Source organism: Micromonospora sp. CNB394 (assembly GCF_000374985.1).
GTDB lineage: Bacteria > Actinomycetota > Actinomycetes > Mycobacteriales > Micromonosporaceae > Micromonospora > Micromonospora marina.
The window spans coordinates 18,621-34,813 of sequence record NZ_KB895868.1 but is presented as its reverse complement, the minus strand read 5'-3'; the positions used below and the strand labels follow the sequence as shown (position 1 = coordinate 34,813).

The 16,193-nt window shown below is 72.5% G+C and carries 18 protein-coding genes and 2 pseudogenes; 12 read left to right on the top strand and 8 right to left on the bottom strand.

Features of this window, described 5'->3' with window-relative positions:
- From C569_RS34610 to C569_RS0127675, 3 genes and pseudogenes are all read left to right on the top strand, one after another.
- Window positions 1–201: pseudogene (locus C569_RS34610) on the top strand (hypothetical protein); the annotation flags it as partial.
- A gap of 314 nt (window positions 202–515) precedes the next feature.
- Window positions 516–711 (top strand): annotated as a pseudogene (locus tag C569_RS34605) (IS3 family transposase); the annotation flags it as partial.
- A gap of 95 nt (window positions 712–806) precedes the next feature.
- Complete coding sequence (locus C569_RS0127675) at window positions 807–1,214, top strand: CoA-binding protein (RefSeq protein ID WP_018788968.1); 408 nt, start codon at window positions 807–809, stop codon at window positions 1,212–1,214.
- 10 nt (window positions 1,215–1,224) lie between these two features.
- Here the strand turns inward: C569_RS0127675 and C569_RS0127670 are convergent, their stop codons facing one another.
- Window positions 1,225–2,421, bottom strand: coding sequence for an acyl-CoA dehydrogenase family protein (locus tag C569_RS0127670; protein ID WP_018788967.1), 1,197 nt, complete (start codon window positions 2,419–2,421; stop codon window positions 1,225–1,227).
- Window positions 2,422–2,593: 172 nt separating this feature from the next.
- On the opposite strand from C569_RS0127670, the gene C569_RS0127665 reads away from it, so the two are divergent.
- Window positions 2,594–2,995: a DUF4190 domain-containing protein gene (locus C569_RS0127665; RefSeq protein WP_018788966.1), complete on the top strand. Its 402-nt coding sequence runs from the start codon at window positions 2,594–2,596 to the stop codon at window positions 2,993–2,995.
- Between the two features lie 3 nt (window positions 2,996–2,998).
- Here C569_RS0127665 and C569_RS0127660 read toward each other — a convergent pair whose 3' ends face one another.
- The gene (locus tag C569_RS0127660) at window positions 2,999–3,889 is read right to left on the bottom strand and encodes an SDR family NAD(P)-dependent oxidoreductase (RefSeq protein ID WP_036347181.1); all 891 of its coding nucleotides are present in this window, start codon (window positions 3,887–3,889) and stop codon (window positions 2,999–3,001) included.
- A 116-nt stretch (window positions 3,890–4,005) separates the two neighbouring features.
- Between C569_RS0127660 and C569_RS0127655 the strand changes: the two genes are divergently transcribed.
- A complete protein-coding gene (locus tag C569_RS0127655) occupies window positions 4,006–4,575 on the top strand; it encodes a DUF4190 domain-containing protein (RefSeq protein WP_018788964.1) in 570 nt (189 codons plus the stop codon).
- Window positions 4,576–4,618: 43 nt separating this feature from the next.
- On the opposite strand, the gene C569_RS0127650 is transcribed toward C569_RS0127655, so the two are convergent.
- Complete coding sequence (locus C569_RS0127650; protein ID WP_026268732.1) at window positions 4,619–5,575, bottom strand: CoA ester lyase; 957 nt, start codon at window positions 5,573–5,575, stop codon at window positions 4,619–4,621.
- 124 nt (window positions 5,576–5,699) lie between these two features.
- Between C569_RS0127650 and C569_RS0127645 the strand changes: the two genes are divergently transcribed.
- Both C569_RS0127645 and C569_RS0127640 read left to right on the top strand, forming a co-directional pair.
- Complete coding sequence (locus C569_RS0127645) at window positions 5,700–6,524, top strand: SDR family NAD(P)-dependent oxidoreductase (protein WP_026268731.1); 825 nt, start codon at window positions 5,700–5,702, stop codon at window positions 6,522–6,524.
- Between the two features lie 17 nt (window positions 6,525–6,541).
- Entirely contained in the window at window positions 6,542–6,829 is a 288-nt protein-coding gene (locus tag C569_RS0127640; protein WP_018788961.1) for a hypothetical protein, read from the top strand.
- Window positions 6,830–6,873: 44 nt separating this feature from the next.
- Here the strand turns inward: C569_RS0127640 and C569_RS0127635 are convergent, their stop codons facing one another.
- Window positions 6,874–7,830, bottom strand: a complete 957-nt coding sequence (locus tag C569_RS0127635; RefSeq protein ID WP_018788960.1) for a DMT family transporter — start codon at window positions 7,828–7,830, stop codon at window positions 6,874–6,876.
- Window positions 7,831–7,936: 106 nt separating this feature from the next.
- Here C569_RS0127635 and C569_RS0127630 point away from each other — a divergent pair, with 106 nt between their 5' ends.
- The gene (locus C569_RS0127630; protein WP_018788959.1) at window positions 7,937–8,632 is read left to right on the top strand and encodes an HAD family hydrolase; all 696 of its coding nucleotides are present in this window, start codon (window positions 7,937–7,939) and stop codon (window positions 8,630–8,632) included.
- Between the two features lie 23 nt (window positions 8,633–8,655).
- On the opposite strand, the gene C569_RS0127625 is transcribed toward C569_RS0127630, so the two are convergent.
- Window positions 8,656–9,189 (bottom strand): hypothetical protein, encoded by a 534-nt coding sequence (locus C569_RS0127625; RefSeq protein ID WP_196806805.1) that lies wholly within the window; start codon window positions 9,187–9,189, stop codon window positions 8,656–8,658.
- A gap of 196 nt (window positions 9,190–9,385) precedes the next feature.
- Window positions 9,386–10,255, bottom strand: coding sequence for a PhzF family phenazine biosynthesis protein (locus tag C569_RS0127620; protein ID WP_026268730.1), 870 nt, complete (start codon window positions 10,253–10,255; stop codon window positions 9,386–9,388).
- A 33-nt stretch (window positions 10,256–10,288) separates the two neighbouring features.
- Here C569_RS0127620 and C569_RS0127615 point away from each other — a divergent pair, with 33 nt between their 5' ends.
- The 3 genes from C569_RS0127615 (at window position 10,289) to C569_RS0127605 (ending at window position 13,394) form a co-directional block, all read left to right on the top strand.
- Complete coding sequence (locus C569_RS0127615) at window positions 10,289–11,575, top strand: magnesium transporter MgtE N-terminal domain-containing protein (RefSeq protein WP_026268729.1); 1,287 nt, start codon at window positions 10,289–10,291, stop codon at window positions 11,573–11,575.
- On the top strand, window positions 11,568–12,173 hold the full coding sequence (locus C569_RS0127610; protein ID WP_018788955.1) for a DUF1003 domain-containing protein: 606 nt from the start codon (window positions 11,568–11,570) through the stop codon (window positions 12,171–12,173). Before C569_RS0127615 ends, C569_RS0127610 begins: the two co-directional genes overlap by 8 nt.
- 72 nt (window positions 12,174–12,245) lie before the next feature.
- Complete coding sequence (locus tag C569_RS0127605) at window positions 12,246–13,394, top strand: Mrp/NBP35 family ATP-binding protein (protein WP_018788954.1); 1,149 nt, start codon at window positions 12,246–12,248, stop codon at window positions 13,392–13,394.
- Between the two features lie 93 nt (window positions 13,395–13,487).
- On the opposite strand, the gene C569_RS0127600 is transcribed toward C569_RS0127605, so the two are convergent.
- Together C569_RS0127600 and C569_RS0127595 are read right to left on the bottom strand one after the other, a co-directional pair.
- On the bottom strand, window positions 13,488–13,904 hold the full coding sequence (locus C569_RS0127600; RefSeq protein ID WP_018788953.1) for a hypothetical protein: 417 nt from the start codon (window positions 13,902–13,904) through the stop codon (window positions 13,488–13,490).
- Between the two features lie 72 nt (window positions 13,905–13,976).
- The gene (locus C569_RS0127595) at window positions 13,977–15,281 is read right to left on the bottom strand and encodes a S1C family serine protease (RefSeq protein WP_018788952.1); all 1,305 of its coding nucleotides are present in this window, start codon (window positions 15,279–15,281) and stop codon (window positions 13,977–13,979) included.
- A 211-nt stretch (window positions 15,282–15,492) separates the two neighbouring features.
- Here C569_RS0127595 and C569_RS0127590 point away from each other — a divergent pair, with 211 nt between their 5' ends.
- Complete coding sequence (locus C569_RS0127590; protein ID WP_081636063.1) at window positions 15,493–16,143, top strand: O-methyltransferase; 651 nt, start codon at window positions 15,493–15,495, stop codon at window positions 16,141–16,143.
- The last annotated feature ends 50 nt before the right edge of the window (window positions 16,144–16,193 follow it).

Sequence of the window (16,193 nt, the reverse complement as noted above, 5' to 3'; positions counted from 1 at the left end):
TTACACACCCCCGCTGACATCCACCACGGCCGCCACCACCAGGTCCGCGCCGGTCGTGAGGACACCCTCGCCACGGCCCGCGCCGCGCATCCGGAACGGTTCGGCACCAGCCGGCCCCTGCCCAAGATCCTTGACCTGCCCGAGCAGGTCTGGATCAACCAGCCCGACCAGGAAGATCAGCCTCAACTGCAAGCCGCCTAACTAACTCCCGTTGGCCTCAATCCCTTGACACGTTCCGACCTTGGGGAGGCGTCCGTCCTCGCTGCCGCCGAACTGCGGGGTGGGGTGGCCATCACGGACGACAGGAACGCGACGCAGGTCGCCCGCGCCCACGGCGCGCGGGTCCACGGCACCATCTGGCTTCTCGCGAGGGCCTGCCGGGATGGCAAGCAAACCCTTACGGCTGCGGGGAACCTCATTGAGGCACTCAGAGCAACCGATGCTCGTATGCCCTGCTCGGGGGCTGAGTTTCCCGCCTTCGCCCGTAAGCACAACCTCCTATAAGCGAATCGCGCGACGCGGCGGCTTCGGACTCCTTGCAGAACGACGTCCTGGACCGCCGATCATGGGCACCCGCCAACAACTACGGATCGCGATCGTGACCTGGATCGAACGGACCTATCACCGCCGCCGACGCCAGGGGTCGCGTCCCGGTCGACCCCCGTTGAACTCGAGACCATCATGCACCTACCGGCCAGTCAGGCCGCGTGACTACACTTGGGGTCTGCTGCAGGTGCAGACCTACAACCCCGCTGAGCATTACCTCTAGCCGGGAAGCCCCGTACCGGCGGGGCTAGTCTCGGGGCATGCGTTCCGCTCAGCAGATCCTCGCCGACTCCGCCGTGATCGCCGTCGTGGGTGCCTCCCGTGATCCGGGCAAGGCCGCGCACCGCGTACCGCTGGAGATGCAGCGGCACGGCTGGCGGATCATCCCGGTCAACCCGACTGTGGACAAGTTGTTCGGCGAGAAGGCGTACCCGACGCTCGCCGACATCCCGCACCCGGTCGACCTGGTCGACGTGTTCCGCCCGGCCCGCGACGCGGTCGACGTGGTGCGGCAGGCGGTGGCGATCGGCGCCCCGGCGGTGTGGTTGCAGCTCGGGATCTTCTCGGACGAGGCGCGCCGGATCGCCGAGGAGGCCGGTCTCGACTACGTCGAGGACCGGTGCCTCATCGTCGAGCGGGCCGCCGGCGGGCTGACCCGGCGCGCCTGACCGTCGATCCTTACTGCTTGTACTGCTTGAGCAGGCCGCGCGAGATGATCGTCTTCTGGATCTCCGAGGTGCCCTCGCCGATCAGCAGGAACGGCGCCTCGCGCATCAGGCGCTCGATCTCGTACTCCTTGGAGTAGCCGTAGCCGCCGTGGATCCGGAACGCCTCCTGGACCACCTCGGCGCAGTACTCGGACGCGAGCAGCTTCGCCATGCCCGCCTCGACGTCGTTGCGCTGGCCGGCGTCCTTGAGCCGGGCCGCGTTGACCATGAGCGCGTGCGCGGCCTCGATCTTCGTACCCATCTCGGCGAGCTTGAACGCGACGGCCTGGTGCTTGGCGAGCGGCTGGCCGAAGGTGTGGCGCTGCTGGGCGTACGCGACGGCCAGCTCGAACGCCCGGATCGAGATGCCGCAGGCGCGGGCCGCGACGTTCACCCGGCCGACCTCGATGCCGTCCATCATCTGGTAGAAGCCGCGGCCGACCTTGTCCTCGCCGCCGAGCACGGCGGAGGCGGGCACGGTGACGCCGTCGAGCACCATCTCGGTGGTCTCGACGCCCTTGTAGCCCATCTTGTCGATCTTGCCGGGGATGGTGAGGCCGGGCGCGGTCTCGCCGAAGCCGGGCTCCTTCTCCAGCAGGAAGGTGCTCATGTTGCCGTAGACCGAGTCGGCCCCGGTGTCGGTCTTGACCAGGGTGGCCACCACCGAGGAGTACGCCCCGTTCGTCAGCCACATCTTCTGGCCGTTGAGGACGTAGTCGTCGCCCTGCCGGACGGCCTTCGACTTGATCGCCGAGACGTCCGAGCCGCACTCGGGCTCCGACATCGAGAAGGCGCCGCGCACCTCGCCGGTGGCCATCCGGGGCAGCAGCCGGGCCTTCTGGTCGGCGGAGCCGTGCTGCGAGATCAGGTAGGCCACGATGAAGTGGGTGTTGACGATGCCGGAGATCGACATCCAGCCCCGGGACAGCTCCTCGACCACGAGCGCGTAGGTCAGCAGGGACTCGCCCAGGCCGCCGTACTCCTCGTCGATGGTCAGGCCGAACAGCCCCATTTCGCGCATGCCGTCGAGGATGTCGCTGGGGTACTCGTCGGCGTGCTCCAGCCGCTGCGCGTGCGGGATGATCTCCTTGTCGGCGAACTCCCGGACGGTTTCCAGGATCGACCGCTGCACGTCGGTCAGTCCGGGTGTCTGGGCGAGTCGGGCCATCTCAGCCTCCGGGGTCGGCGCATTACTCATGGGTAACTGAACGCTCGGTCAGTATCGGCCCCGGGACCGGCCGCGCCAAGGTGACCAGTCCACACAACCGCTGTGAAAAGGTTCACCGCTGCGGGTAGCGTCCGCAAGAGAGAGGGTCGTTGACCTGGGGGAAGGGGCGCCCGTGACCGACGAGCAGCCACCGTCGCCGTACGAGCCGCCGTCGCACGGTCAGCCGTACGGGCAGCCGCAGTACGGCCAGCAGCATCCGCAGTGGGGCCAGCAACCCCCGTACGCCCCGCAGCCGCCCTACGGCCAGTACGGCCCGCCCGGTCAGGGCCCACGCCCCGGTGGCACGAACGTGCTCGCCATCCTGTCGCTCGTCCTCGCGTTCGTCTTCGCGCCCGCCGGCATCGTCTGCGGGCACCTGGCCAAGCGGCAGATCCGGCAGACCGGCGAGGACGGCGACCAGCTCGCCAACTGGGGCCTGATCCTCAGTTACGTCTTCACCGTGATCGGCGTGCTGGTCTGCTGCGGATGGATCGGGCTGGCGATCTGGGCCAACTCCGACAGCGGCACGTACTGACCCTCAGCGGAACTGCGCCTCCCGGACGCTGTTGCCGCCGTCGACCACGAGCATCTGACCGGTGATGTACGACGCGGCCGGCGAGCACAGGAACGCGATCGCGGCGGCCACCTCGTCCGGCGTGCCGGGACGCCCGACCGGCGTACCGAGGCCCTGCTTGATCTCGGCCATGGTCGACGCCGCGGTGTGGATGATTCCCGGCGCCACCGCGTTCACAGTCACCCCGTCGGCGACCATCTCCATCGCCAGCGCCCGGGTCAGCCCGACCACGCCGGCCTTCGCCGCCGCGTAGGCCGCCTCGGTGGGCAGCGCGTTGACCGGCCCGGCGGTGGCGGCCAGGTTGACGATCCGGCCCCAGCCCCGCTCGGCCATGCCGCCGATGAACGCGCGGCTGGACAGGAACGCGGTGGTCAGGTTGCGGTCGATCTCGCCGCGCCACTCGTCGTACGTCAACTGCGCCACCGGCCGCAGCACCTCCGGGCTGGCCCGGCTGGCCAGGCCCGCGTTGTTCACCAGCACCTCCACGTCGCCGAGTTGCTCGGCCACCGCGTCGGCGAGCGCGCCCACCTCCGACTCGTCGGTGAGGTCGGCGACGAAACCGGTGACACCCAGCTCGCCCGCGCGTTCGTGGATGCGCCTCGTGGTGGACACGATCGCCACCCGGGCGCCCAGGTCGGACAGCCGGCGCGCGGTCGCGTACCCGATGCCGTCCGGGCTGCCCGCGCCGGTCACCAGCGCGACCCGGCCGTCCAGGCGCATGGTGGCCGGTTCCGGCAGCGGCGCCGGCCGTTCGGAGTCGGCGCCGCCGACCGGCTCGCCGCCGCGCGGGCGGCGCACCGACCCCGGCCGGCTCATGTCCCGTCGCGACCGACCCCCACGCGCGTCAAGTGCCATGCCGAGGATCCTGCCCGGTGCCGACCCCACGGGCAACGCGGTGGCCGGAAAGGGGACGTCCGTGTCGCGCGCCGGGTGGCTACCCTGAGCGCGACCACGTACCTGGAGATGATCAGATGACCTATCCCCCACCGTCCGGTGGCTGGCACGACCCGTCGTCGACGGCCGGACCGCAGTCGAGCCCGCCGGCCGATCCGGCGCTGCCGATGGCGGGCAATCCCGTCCCGACCCAGCCGACCCCGGCGGACCCGTACGCGTCCGCCGATCCGTACGCCGGCATGAAGTCCGCCGACCCGTACGCGGCGGCCGGCTACCCGCCGGGCGCCTACCCGCAGCCGGGTGCCTTTCCGCCGCCGCCGGCCGGTTATCCCGGATACGGGTACCCGCCCGCACCGAAGCAGAACGGCCTGGCCATCGCCGCGATGGTCGTCTCGATCATCGGCGCGCTCGGCCTCTGCGGCTACGGCCTGGGCGGCTACATCGGCGCGGTGGGCGCGATCCTCGGACACATGGCCCGCAAGCAGATCAGGGAACGCGGCGAAGGCGGCGAGGGCTTCGCCACCGCCGGCATCATCGTCGGCTGGATCTCCACCGTGCTGGCCGTGCTGGCCACCATCGCCATCGTGATCTTCATCGTCTGGGTGGCCAACCAGGAACCGTCCGGCTACGGAAGCACGACCTACTGAAACCCGGTGGGCCGCCCCGCGAACCCGGGGCGGCCCCGGCCGGTCACTCCGAGGGCGGGGTGAACGAGGAGGTACGCGACATGCCGGCGGCGCGGCCCTTGGCGGCGATCACCAGCGCCATCTTGCGGGACGCCTCGTCGATCATCTCGTCGCCGAGCATCACCGCGCCGAGCTTCCCGCCCGCCTCCGAGGTGTAGTAGTCGTACGCGTCGAGGATCAGTTCGGCGTGGTCGTAGTCGGCCTGCGCCGGGGAGTAGACCTCGTTCGCGGCGTCGATCTGGCCGGGGTGCAGCACCCACTTGCCGTCGAAGCCCAGTGCCGCCGAGCGCTTCGCCACCTCGCGGAACGCGTCCACGTCCCGGATCTGCAGGAACGGCCCGTCGATGGCCTGCTTGTCGTGCATCCGCGCGGCCATCAGGATGCGCATGAGGATGTAGTGGTACGGGTCGCCCGGGTAGTCCGGGATCAGCGCGCCGACCACGAGCGACTTCATGTTGATCGAGGCCATGAAGTCGGCCGGGCCGAAGATGATCGTCTCGACCCGGGGCGAGGCGCCGGCGATGGCGTCCACGTTCACCAGCCCGGCCGCGTTCTCGATCTGCGCCTCGATGCCGATCCGGCCCACCTCCAGGCCGAGCGTGCGCTCGATCTGGGTGAGCAGCAGATCCAGCCAGTGCACCTGCTCGGCGTTCTGCACCTTCGGCAGCATGATGCAGTCCAGGTTCGCCCCGGCGCCCTCGACCACCTCGATGACGTCCCGGTACGTCCACGGCGTGGTCAGGTCGTTGACCCGGACCACGCGGGTCTTGCCCGTCCAGTCGCCCTCGTTCAGCGCGGCCACGATGTTCTTGCGCGCGTCCGGCTTCGCCAGCGGGGCGACCGCGTCCTCCAGGTCCAGGAAGACCTGGTCGGCGGGCAGGCCCTGGGCCTTGCCGAGCATTTTGACGCTGGAGCCGGGTACCGCCAGGCAGGATCGGCGGGGACGACCGACAGCGGTCATGGATGCGCTCCTTCCAGCGTCCGGCGCGGATGCCGGCGCAGCGGTGGATTTCGAGAACTTAACGATCCCAAAGGGCGTGGTGACGCCACGGTAACCTCGTGCCGTGACCGGGGTGAATGGACCTGTGGAAGATCTCACTGAGCGCCGGATCGTGGTGCTGACCGGCGCGAGCTCCGGCATCGGGCTGGCCGCCGCGGAGGAGCTGGCGCGCCGCGGTGACCAGGTGGTGCTGGTCGGCCGCGACCCGGCCCGGCTGCGCGCGGCCGGCGAGCGGGTGCGCGAGTGCTGCGGCGAGCAGCCGGAGCTGTTCCGCGCCGACTTCGCGGTGCTCGACGACGTACGCGGGCTCGCCGAACGGCTGCGCGAGCGGTACGACCGGATCGACGTACTCGCCAACAACGCGGGCGCGATCGTGCTGGAACCGATCACCACGGTCGACGGTTTCGAGCTGAGCATGCAGGCCAACCACCTCGCCCCGTTCCTGCTCAGCAACCTGCTGCGGGACCGGATCCGGCGGATGGTGGTCACCGGCTCGGACGCGCACCGCAGCGGCGTGCTGGACCCGGACGACCTCAACTCCGCGCTGCGCTCGTACCGGCCGTTCCGCGCGTACGGCACCAGCAAGCAGGCGAACATCCTGTTCACTGCCGAGGCGGCTCGGCGCTGGCCGGAGGTGCCCGCGCACGTGTTCCACCCCGGCGTGGTGCGTACCCGCTTCGGCAACGAGAGCCGGATCGTGGCGCTGGGCATGCGGCTGCTGCCGTTCCGCAGCCCGGAGAAGGGCGCGGAGACGCTGGTCTGGCTGGCCTGCCAGGATCCGTCCCGGCTGATCGACGGCGGCTACTACGCCGACCGCAAGCCGCACCGGCCCAGGCCGAAGGCCGCCGACCCGGCGCTGGCCGCCCGGCTCTGGACGGCCAGCGCGAAGGCGGTCGGGCTGGACGCCTGACGACACCGACGGGGCACATGACCACTGAGCAGGCGGTTCTCCTGGTCGCGCTCGTCGACCTGAGCGCCGACGTGGACGCCGGGCAGCGGTACGAGGACGCGGTGCTCGCGCTGCTCGGCCGGCACGGCGGCCGGGTGGAGCGGCGGCTGCGGACCGGCGACGGGGAAACCGAGGTGCACGTCATCCGCTTCGCCGCCCGCGCCGGGCTCGACGCGTTCCTGGTCGACCCGGACCGCGTCGCGCTGCGCACCGAACTGGGCGACGCCGCGCCCGTCACCCGGGTGCTGGAGGTACGCGACGTCTGAGGCGGGCCGGCGCCGCGATCTCCTCGTCGATCGCCGCGACCGGCTCAGTCGCCGAGCGGGGTCGGGTCGGCGGGGGCCGCGACCGGTGCGGCACGGCGACCGGCCCGCGCCCCGCCGAGCACCACCACCGCCACCCCGGCCAGCAGCAGCGCCAGGCCCGGCAGGGCCAGCGGCCGGGGCAACTGCCCCAGCCACACCCAGCCGATCAGCGCCGCGCCGGGCGCCTCCAGCAGGATCAGCACGCTCACGGTGGTCGCGGAGACCCGGTGCAGTGCGTAGTTGAACATCGAGTGGCCGAGCAGTTGGGCGCCCGCCACCAGGCCCAGGATCGCCAGCCAGGTCGGGCCGTCGAAGCCGTGCAGGCGTACCCCGCCGACCAGGCACACCACGAGCAGGATCGCGGTGCAGACGCCGTAGCAGACGGTGGTGTAGGTGGTCGTGCTGATGCTGGCCCGGGCCCGCTCGCCGAACGCGGTGTAGACGGCCGCGAACAGGCCGCCGACCACGGCGAGCAGGTCACCGGCGAACGCCCGGCCGGAGACGCCGAAGTCGGCGCCGGTGGCGAGCACCGCGCCGAGCACAGCCACCCCGATGCCGGCCCACACCGCCGCCGGCAGCCGCCGTCCCTGCCCGCGGGCGATCAGCCCCTGCCACACCGGCTGAGTCGCGCCGAGCGCGGTCGCGGCCGCGACCGAGGTGAGCTGCGCGCTCGGCATCCAGGTGGCGAAGTGGGCGGCCAGGGCCACCCCGGAGAGTACGCAGTAGAGCCCTTCGCGCCGGCCCGGCCCGACGGTGAGCGCTCGGAGTTCGGCGCGGCGCCGGGTCAGCGCGACCGGACCCAGGACCGCCACCGACAACGCGGTACGCCAGAACGCCACCGCCAGCGCGGACGCGGCGGCGAACGCCACGAGCGGCGCCGATGAGGAGACCGAGGCGACGGCCAGGGCGAGCGCGCCCACCGTCAAGGCGTCGAGCGGCGGGCGATGCGGAACGGTCGGCACGATCGGTAATCCTCACACGAGCACCCGGCCGACACGGACCGTCAGCACTCCGTTACGATCATGCGCGTCCCGGCGATCCCCCCTCGACGTCCGGAGTCGTTCCCTCATGCCCAAGTTCCAGGCGGTGCTGTTCGACTTCTTCGGCACCCTGACCCACTGTGTGCGGCGCGGAGCCGCCCACCGCGCCACCGCCGACATGCTCGGCTGCTCCACCGAGGCCCTGACGGAGGTGCTGGACAGCAGCTTCGCCGAGCGGGCGAGCGGCTCCTTCGGGAACGCCGAGTCGACGATGCGCTGGCTGTGCGCCCGGCTCGGCGTCCACCCGTCCGACGCGACCGTGCGCGCCGCCGTCGCCGCCCGGCACCGAGCAGTACGCGCCGACACCCGGCTACGCGCCGAGGCGGTGCCGGTGCTGGCCGCGTTGCGGCACCGGGGCGTCCGCACCGGGCTGGTCAGCGACTGCACGCACGAACTACCCGCCTTCCTGCCGCAGCTCGCCGTCGCGCCGCTGCTCGACGCTCAGGTCTTCTCGGTACGCCTCGGGCGCTGCAAACCGGACCCGGCGCTCTACCTGGCCGCGTGTCACCGCCTCGGTCAGGCCCCCGCCGACTGCCTCTACGTCGGCGACGGCGACAGCCAGGAACTCACCGGCGCGGAACGGGCGGGGCTGAGCGCGGTCCGGCTGGCCGCACCGGATCTCGCCGACCACCTGGTCCTCAACGCCGACCATGACTTCGACGGGCCGTCGCTGACCTCGCTGACGGGCGTGCTCGACCTGCTCGACCCGGTCCCCGTCGCCTGATTCGGCTCGTCGACGGGTTCGCGTCAGCGGCGGCGGACACGGTGCAGGCGGAACGGCTTGCGGGCGGCCCGTACCGCAGGAGTCGGCCGGGGCTGCTCGCTCAGCGAGCCGTCCGGCAGGTCGGCGCCGGTGACAGCGGTGCCGTCGGGCGCGAGCCGGTTGAGCGCGCACCCCTGCGCCGCCCACCGCTCCACCAGCTCGGCGGCGGAGCCGGAGGCGTTCAGCCGCTTCGCCGCGACCAGCGGCGCGGCGGTGTCCCACTCGTCGGTGCCCGGTTGCAGCCGGGTCACCCGCGCCGGCCAGGTGACGATCCGCCCGCCGTGGTCGCCGCGCAGGGTCACGTCGGCCGTGTCGCTGTCGGCCAGCCCGGGTGCGGTCTGCTCACCGGGGCCGGTGACCACGAGCAGGGTGCCCTCAAGCGGCAGGCACCACAGCGCGTACGCCGGACCGCCACCGGTGCTCACCCAGCAGACCGCGGCCTTCTTCACCGCCTCGTCCACAAGCGGCGGCGTCACCCGCTCGTCCACCTCGTCACTCACCCCGCCATCCTCCCCCATCCCCGCCCCGCAGCGCCCTGCCCATTGCGGTGATCAAGGAGTTTGTGTCCTCCAGCGGCCTCTCCGCCGACACAAACTCCTTGATCACCGGGCGTTGGGGCGGGGGTGGGGGTGGGGGTGGGGGTGGGGGGCGAGGGCGGGGGTGGGGGCGAGGGCGGGGGTGGGGGTGGGGGCGGGGCGGGGGCGGGGGCTCGGGTCAGCCGATGAACGGGGGGACGGTGATCTCGCCTCGGGCCACCGGCATGACCTTGCCGGACACGGTCGCGCCCACCGCCAGTCCGCCGGACGCCGTCACCGTGCAGTCGAGCGTCGACGGGCGGTTGATCTCGATGCCCTGCCGGACCGTGTACGTGGAGCGCCCGTCGCCGGGCAGCAGGCCGCTGGCGACCAGCCACACACCCAGTCCCAGAGCGGCCGAACCGGTCGCCGGGTCCTCCGGCACGCCGAGCCCCGGCACGAAGACCCGGGCGTGCGCGGTTTGCGAACCGGGCTCCCAGGAGAAGAGGCTGACATGCTCCACTCCGTACCGCTGCGCCGCAGTCGTGTTCAACAGTGCCCGGGCCACCGCGTCCGGGCGTACCGGAAGGTAGGGGAATTCGAGGCCGCACCCGGCGACGCGCGGTGGCGGGCCGACGTGGTCGGTGCCGGTGAGGCCGACCATCTCCAGCAGCGGCTCCGGGTCGAGTTCCGGGCCGAGCGTGGGTGTGCCGCCGGTGAGCGTCGCGCCGGTGGCGGTGACCTCGATCGGCAGGACGCCGGCGCCGCACTCCTGGGTGACCCGGCCCGCGTCGAAGACGCCGCGCCGGCTCGCGGTCACCGCGGCGCCGACGCTCGGGTGCCCGGCGAAGGGAAGCTCGTCGGCCGGGGTGAAGATCCGGGCCCGGTAGGTGGCGCCCACCTGCGTCGGCGGCAGCACGAAGACCGTCTCGGACAGGTTGAACTCCAGCGCGAGCGCCTGCATCTGCTCGGTGGCCAGCCCTTCCGCGCCGAACACCACGGCCAGCGGGTTGCCGGCGAACGGGCGGTCGGTGAAGACGTCCACGATCTCGTAGCCCAAGGTCGACATGTTGTTAGAGAGTAGGCCCTTAGGCTGGTGGCCGTGAGCACGCCGAACCGGGTCTACCTCGCTCGACTCGCCGGAGTCGCCGTTTTCGACCCGAACGGCGACCAGGTCGGCCGCGTCCGCGACGCGGTGGCCCGGATGCGCGCGACCCAGCGACCGCCGGAGGTGGTCGGTCTGGTCGCCGAGATGCCGATGCGGCGGCGCATCTTCCTGTCCATCAACCGGATCACCTCCATCGATCCGGACGCGGTGGTGCTCGGCAGCGGCACGCTCAACCTGCGCCGGTTCGAGAAGCGTCCGAACGAGCTGCTGGTGCTCCAGGAGCTGCTGGACCGCCGGGTCCAGCTCGATAGCGGGCGGGCCGGCTCGGTGGTGGACGTGGCGATGGAGTGCAGCCGCGGCGGCGAGTGGTCGCTGAGCCGCGTCGCCGTGCGCGAGCACACCGGCCGGCTCACCCGTCGCGGCAACCTCCACCAGGTCGACTGGGACCGGGTCCGCGGGCTGGGCGCGGTCGGCGACAACCGGGGTACGGCGAACCTGCTCGCCGTCCTGGAGGACATGCGTCCGGCCGACCTGGCGAACGCCCTCCAGGATCTGCCCGACGCCCGGCGCAACGAGGTGGCCGCCGCGCTCGACGACGAACGCCTGGCCGACGTGCTGAGCGAGCTGCCCGAGCACGACCAGGTGGAGATCCTGGCCGCGCTGGACCGCCAGCGCGCCGCCGACGTGCTGGAGGAGATGGAGCCGGACGACGCGGCCGACCTGCTCAACGAGCTGCCTCCGCCGGAGCAGGACGTGCTGCTGGACCTGATGGAGCCGGACGAGGCCGACCCGGTACGCCAGTTGCTGCGCTACGCCTCCGGCACGGCCGGCAGCGTGATGACCTCGGAACCGGTGATCCTGCCGCCTGACGCCACGGTGGCCGAGGCGCTCGCCCGGATCCGGGAGGCGCAGCTGTCCCCGGCGGTGGCGGCCCAGGTCTTCGTGGCCCGTGCCCCGCTGACCACGCCGACCGGCCGCTACCTGGGTATGGTGCACTTCCAGCGGTTGCTCCGCGAACCGCCGGCCGACCTGCTCGGCGGCATCGTGGTGAACGACATCGACCCGCTGCGCACGTCGACCCCGCTGCCCGAGATCACCCGCCGGATGGCCACGTACGACATGGTCGGCATGCCGGTGGTGGACCGGAACAACCGGTTGGTCGGCGCGGTGACCGTGGACGACGTGCTGGACCATTCCCTGCCGCGGGACTGGCGGGACCGGGACGCGGCCTCCACCTCGTCCGCCACCGACGACGGCACCCTGGACGGCGACGATGAGTGACCAGCGACGCGGCGACCGGCTCGACCAGCCGCGCGCCCCGCGGAGCCTGCACCTGCCGCGGGTCGACGCGGAGACGTTCGGCCGCTGGGCCGAGGGCATCGCCCGGGGCATGGGTACGGCGAACTTCCTCGTCTACATGACGCTGATCCTGGTGGCCTGGTTCCTGTGGAACACGCTGGCGCCGGCGGATCTGCGCTTCGACCCGTACACCTTCACGTTCCTGACCTTGATCCTCTCGCTGCAGGCGTCGTACGCGGCGCCGTTGATCCTGCTCGCGCAGAACCGGCAGGCGGACCGGGACCGGATCGCGCTGGACGAGGACCGGCGGCGGGCCACGCTCCAGAAGGCCGACACGGAGTACCTGGCCCGGGAGATCGCCGCGCTGCGGATCGCGATGGGAGACGTGGCGACCCGGGACTTCCTGCGCTCGGAGCTGACCCGGCTGGGTGAGGAACTGGACGAGGCGGCCGAGCGGCGGCGCAAGCTGGAGCGGCGGCAGCAGGAGCGTGCGGGCCGGCGGGCGGGCGGCGAGCCGCTGGACGAGCCCCGGGACGAGCTGGACAGTGACTACGCGCGGGACGGCCGGCGCGACGCCTGACCGGCCATCGAATCGCTCACACCGCCCCCGCCAGCGCCGGTGGCCGATGACCCGCGACGTAGCATTGCGGGCATGTCAGCACCCGTCAGCACCGTCTCCGACGCGATCCAGGCCGCCCTGGCCACCGTCAACGACCCGGAGATCCGCCGGCCGATCACCGAACTCGGCATGGTCCAGTCCGCCGAGCGCGGCGAGGACGGCGTGGTCCGGGTGGAGCTGCTGCTCACCGTGGCCGGCTGCCCGCTGAAGGACAAGCTGCGCAGTGACATCACCGCCGCCGTGGCCGCCGTGCCCGGTGTGAGCGGCGTGGAGATCACCTTCGGTGTGATGAGCCCGGAGCAGCGCCAGGAGCTCCAGTCGAAGCTGCGCGGTGGCGGCGCCACCGCCGAGCCGGTGATCCCGTTCGCCCAGCCGGGCTCGCGGACCCGCGTCTACGCGGTCGCCAGCGGCAAGGGCGGTGTCGGCAAGTCCAGCGTCACCGTCAACCTGGCCGCGGCGCTGGCCTCGCGCGGCCTGTCGGTGGGTGTGGTGGACGCGGACATCTACGGCCACTCGGTGCCCCGGATGCTCGGTGCCGACGGCGCGCCGACCCGCGTCGAGGACATGATCATGCCGCCGCAGTCGCACGGCGTGAAGGTCATCTCGATCGGCATGTTCACCCCCGGCAACGCCGCTGTGGTCTGGCGCGGGCCGATGCTGCACCGGGCGCTTCAGCAGTTCCTCGCCGACGTCTACTGGGGTGACCTGGACGTCCTCCTGCTCGACCTGCCGCCGGGCACCGGCGACATCGCGATCTCGGTGGCCCAGTTGCTGCCGAACGCGGAGATCCTGGTCGTCACCACGCCGCAGGCGGCCGCCGCCGAGGTGGCGGAGCGGGCCGGCGCGATCGCGTTGCAGACCCACCAGCGGGTGGTCGGTGTGATCGAGAACATGTCCTGGCTGGAGATGCCGGACGGCTCCCGGATGGAGGTCTTCGGGTCCGGCGGCGGCGCGGCCGTGGCCGAGTCGCTGACCCGGACGATCGGTGCGCAGGTGCCGGTGCTGGGGCAGATCCCGTTGGACACCCGGGTACGCGAGGGCGGCGACGCCGGTCAGCCGATCGTGCTGGCGCAGCCGGACGCTCCGGCCGCGAAGGCCCTGTTCCAGGTCGCCGACCGGCTGGCCGTCCGCCGCGAGTCGCTGCTCGGCAAGCCCCTGGGCCTCAAGCCCGCCGGCCGCTAGAGCCCACCCGCCCCTCCCCACCGCCCCCTTCCCGCCGCACGCGGGGTGGGGGCGGTCCCGTTTCCGACGGCGCAAGCGGGGCGAGGGGCGGCGTCAGGTGGCGTCGTCGTAGGACGGGCGGGGGGCCGGTGGGGTGGGGGCGGGGGTGCTGGTGGCCACGCCGGGGGTGCGCAGGTCGGCCGCCTTTGCCACGTCCTTCAGCTCGTCGTGCACGCCTGTGACATCCGAGCGCAGGTTGTCGTACATGCTCTGGAGCGGCTTGCGGATCGCCTGCTCGTCGTCCTCGCTGAGCAGGTGCTTGCGGATGAACGCCTTGGGGTGCAGATCCTCCAGTTGGATGTCCGTGCCCAGCTCGCGGCTCAGGTCACCGGTGGCGTTGTGCGCCATGTTGCGCAGGTTGCGGACCATCCGGAGGCCGTCGTTGATCACGTTGGGCAGCCGATCACCGAAGATCAACAGCGCCAGGAGCAGCAGGACGCCGATCTCCCACCAGTTCAGGTTCTCGAACACCGCGGCCTCCTCGTCCGTGTCAGGGCAAGACTACGCACGTCGGGTGACCCTCGGGGAGGGGGTGACCGGTCCTCACTTCGCATCCGCGGCGAGCGTCACCGACGCGTTCTGCCGCGACGACCCGCGCCGGTACTCGACAGTCACCACCGAACCGGGCGCGTACTTGCGCACCAGGGCCACCAGGTCGGTCGGATCGGTCATCGGGCGCCGGTTCAGCCGGAGCACCACGTCCCCGGTACGCAGTCCGGCCGCCGCCGCCGGGCCGGCCGGCTCGACCGCGTTGAGGCGTACCCCGCCGCCGGTGGCGCCGGTGCCGCCCACCTGGGCGCCGATCACGGTACGCCGGGCCTTGCCGGTGCCGATGATGTCCTCGGCGATCCGCTTCGCCTGGTTGATCGGGATGGCGAACGCGAGGCCGATGTTGCCCGCCTCCTGCCCGTCGGCCACCAGCGACTTGATCGTCGAGTTCACCCCGACCACCCGCCCGGCGCCGTCCACGAGCGGGCCGCCGGAGTTGCCGTGGTTCACCGCCGCGTCGGTCTGGATCGCCGCGTAGTAGCGCGTCGGCCCGCCCGGCTCACCGGCCTGCATGGTCCGGTCCAGCGCGCTCACGATTCCGGCGGTGACGGTGTTGGCGAGCGACAACGGTGACCCGATGGCGAGCACCGGGTCACCGACCGCGAGCGCGTCGGAGTCGCCGAACCGCACCGGCGTCAGCCCGCCGCGCGAGACCTTGATCACGGCGAGGTCCGACTCCGGGTCCTGCCCGACCACGGTGCCGGCGGCGGTGCTGCCGTCGTTGAACACGACTGTGGCCCTGCCGGTCCCGTCGGCGACCACGTGGTCGTTCGTGACGATGTGGCCCTCGCTGGTCGCCACGAAGCCGGAGCCCTCGCTGGTGCCGCCGAGGCTGACCACCCGGATCGTGACCACGCTGGGCAGGACCCGCTCGGCGACCCCGGCCAGTGACTCGGGCTTGCGCTGGGCCAGCGCCGGGGCCTGCCCGCTCTGTGCGCCGATCGTCGGCACGTCACCGCCGCGCAGGAGGGCGTACGTCAGGGCGCTGCCGAGCGAACCGGCCAGCAGCGCCGTGACCAGGGATATCAGCACCACCTGGCGCATCCCCGGCCGGGCCGGCAGATCCGGGTCGGTGACCGGTTCCGGCTCCCCCGCCCCGGGCGTCGGCGCCGCCGGCACCACCACCGCGGCGGGTGCGTACGGGTCTCGCCACGGGTCGGCCAGCGCGTCGGACCACCACGGCGACGTCGCCTGACCCGGGGCGTCCTGCGGCGGTCGTCCGGACGCCGGCCCACCCGGTGCCGGCGATCCGCCCGGCCGCCGCCAGTCCCAGCCGTCGGTCACGTCGGTGCCTCCCACTCGTCCCGCTGGCCCCGCGCCGGCGGCCGGCGGAGCCGGACGACAGTGACGCGCGGGACACCTCCAGGATTACACGGATGGCGCGAACGGGGTCAGGGGTTGCCCTCCGTGAGCACCGCACGTCGGACTCGCGGCTGCGCCGGTACCGGCCCGCCTCTACGCTCACAGTGCATACCGCCCCTCGCACCAGTCCGCCCCTCGGAGGTGTCCCATCGCCACGGTCGCCGGTCACGGCAGTTCGACGGCCCAGGCGCTCCACTTCGCCGAGTCTTTCGTCACCGAGGATCTCGTGCTGCGCACGGCCCGCGCCCTCGCCCACGAGGTGGGGGTGGAGGCGGTCACGCCCGGGTCGGGCGCCGCCCTGCGGCTGCTCGCCGCCGCCGGCAACGCCCGCGCCGTGGTGGAGATCGGCACCGGCACCGGGGTGAGCGGCGTGTGGCTGCTGCGCGGCATGCGCCCCGACGGCGTGCTCACCACGATCGACGTCGAGGTCGAATACCAGCGCATCGCCCGGCGGCTGTTCCAGGAGGCGGGCTTCCCGTCGGGGCGTACCCGGATCATCACCGGCCGGGCCCTCGACGTGCTGCCGCGGCTCGCGGACGGCGCCTACGACCTGGTGTTCGTGGACGCGGTGTCGACCGGCTTCGCCGCGTACGTGGACGCGGCGCTGCGGCTGCTGCGCCCCGGCGGGGTGCTCGCGCTCAACGGCGCGCTGGCGGCCGGCCGGATCGGCGACCCGGCCGCGCGGGACGTCGAGACGGTCACCGTGCGGGAGACCATCAAGGCGATCCGCGAGTCGGAGCACTGGGTGCCCGCGCTGCTGCCGGTCGGCCACGGCCTGCTCGCCGCCGTGAAGGCCTGACCGGCCGGATTCAACCCAGCGTGCCCCTGCACGCCCGATTCAACCCAGCG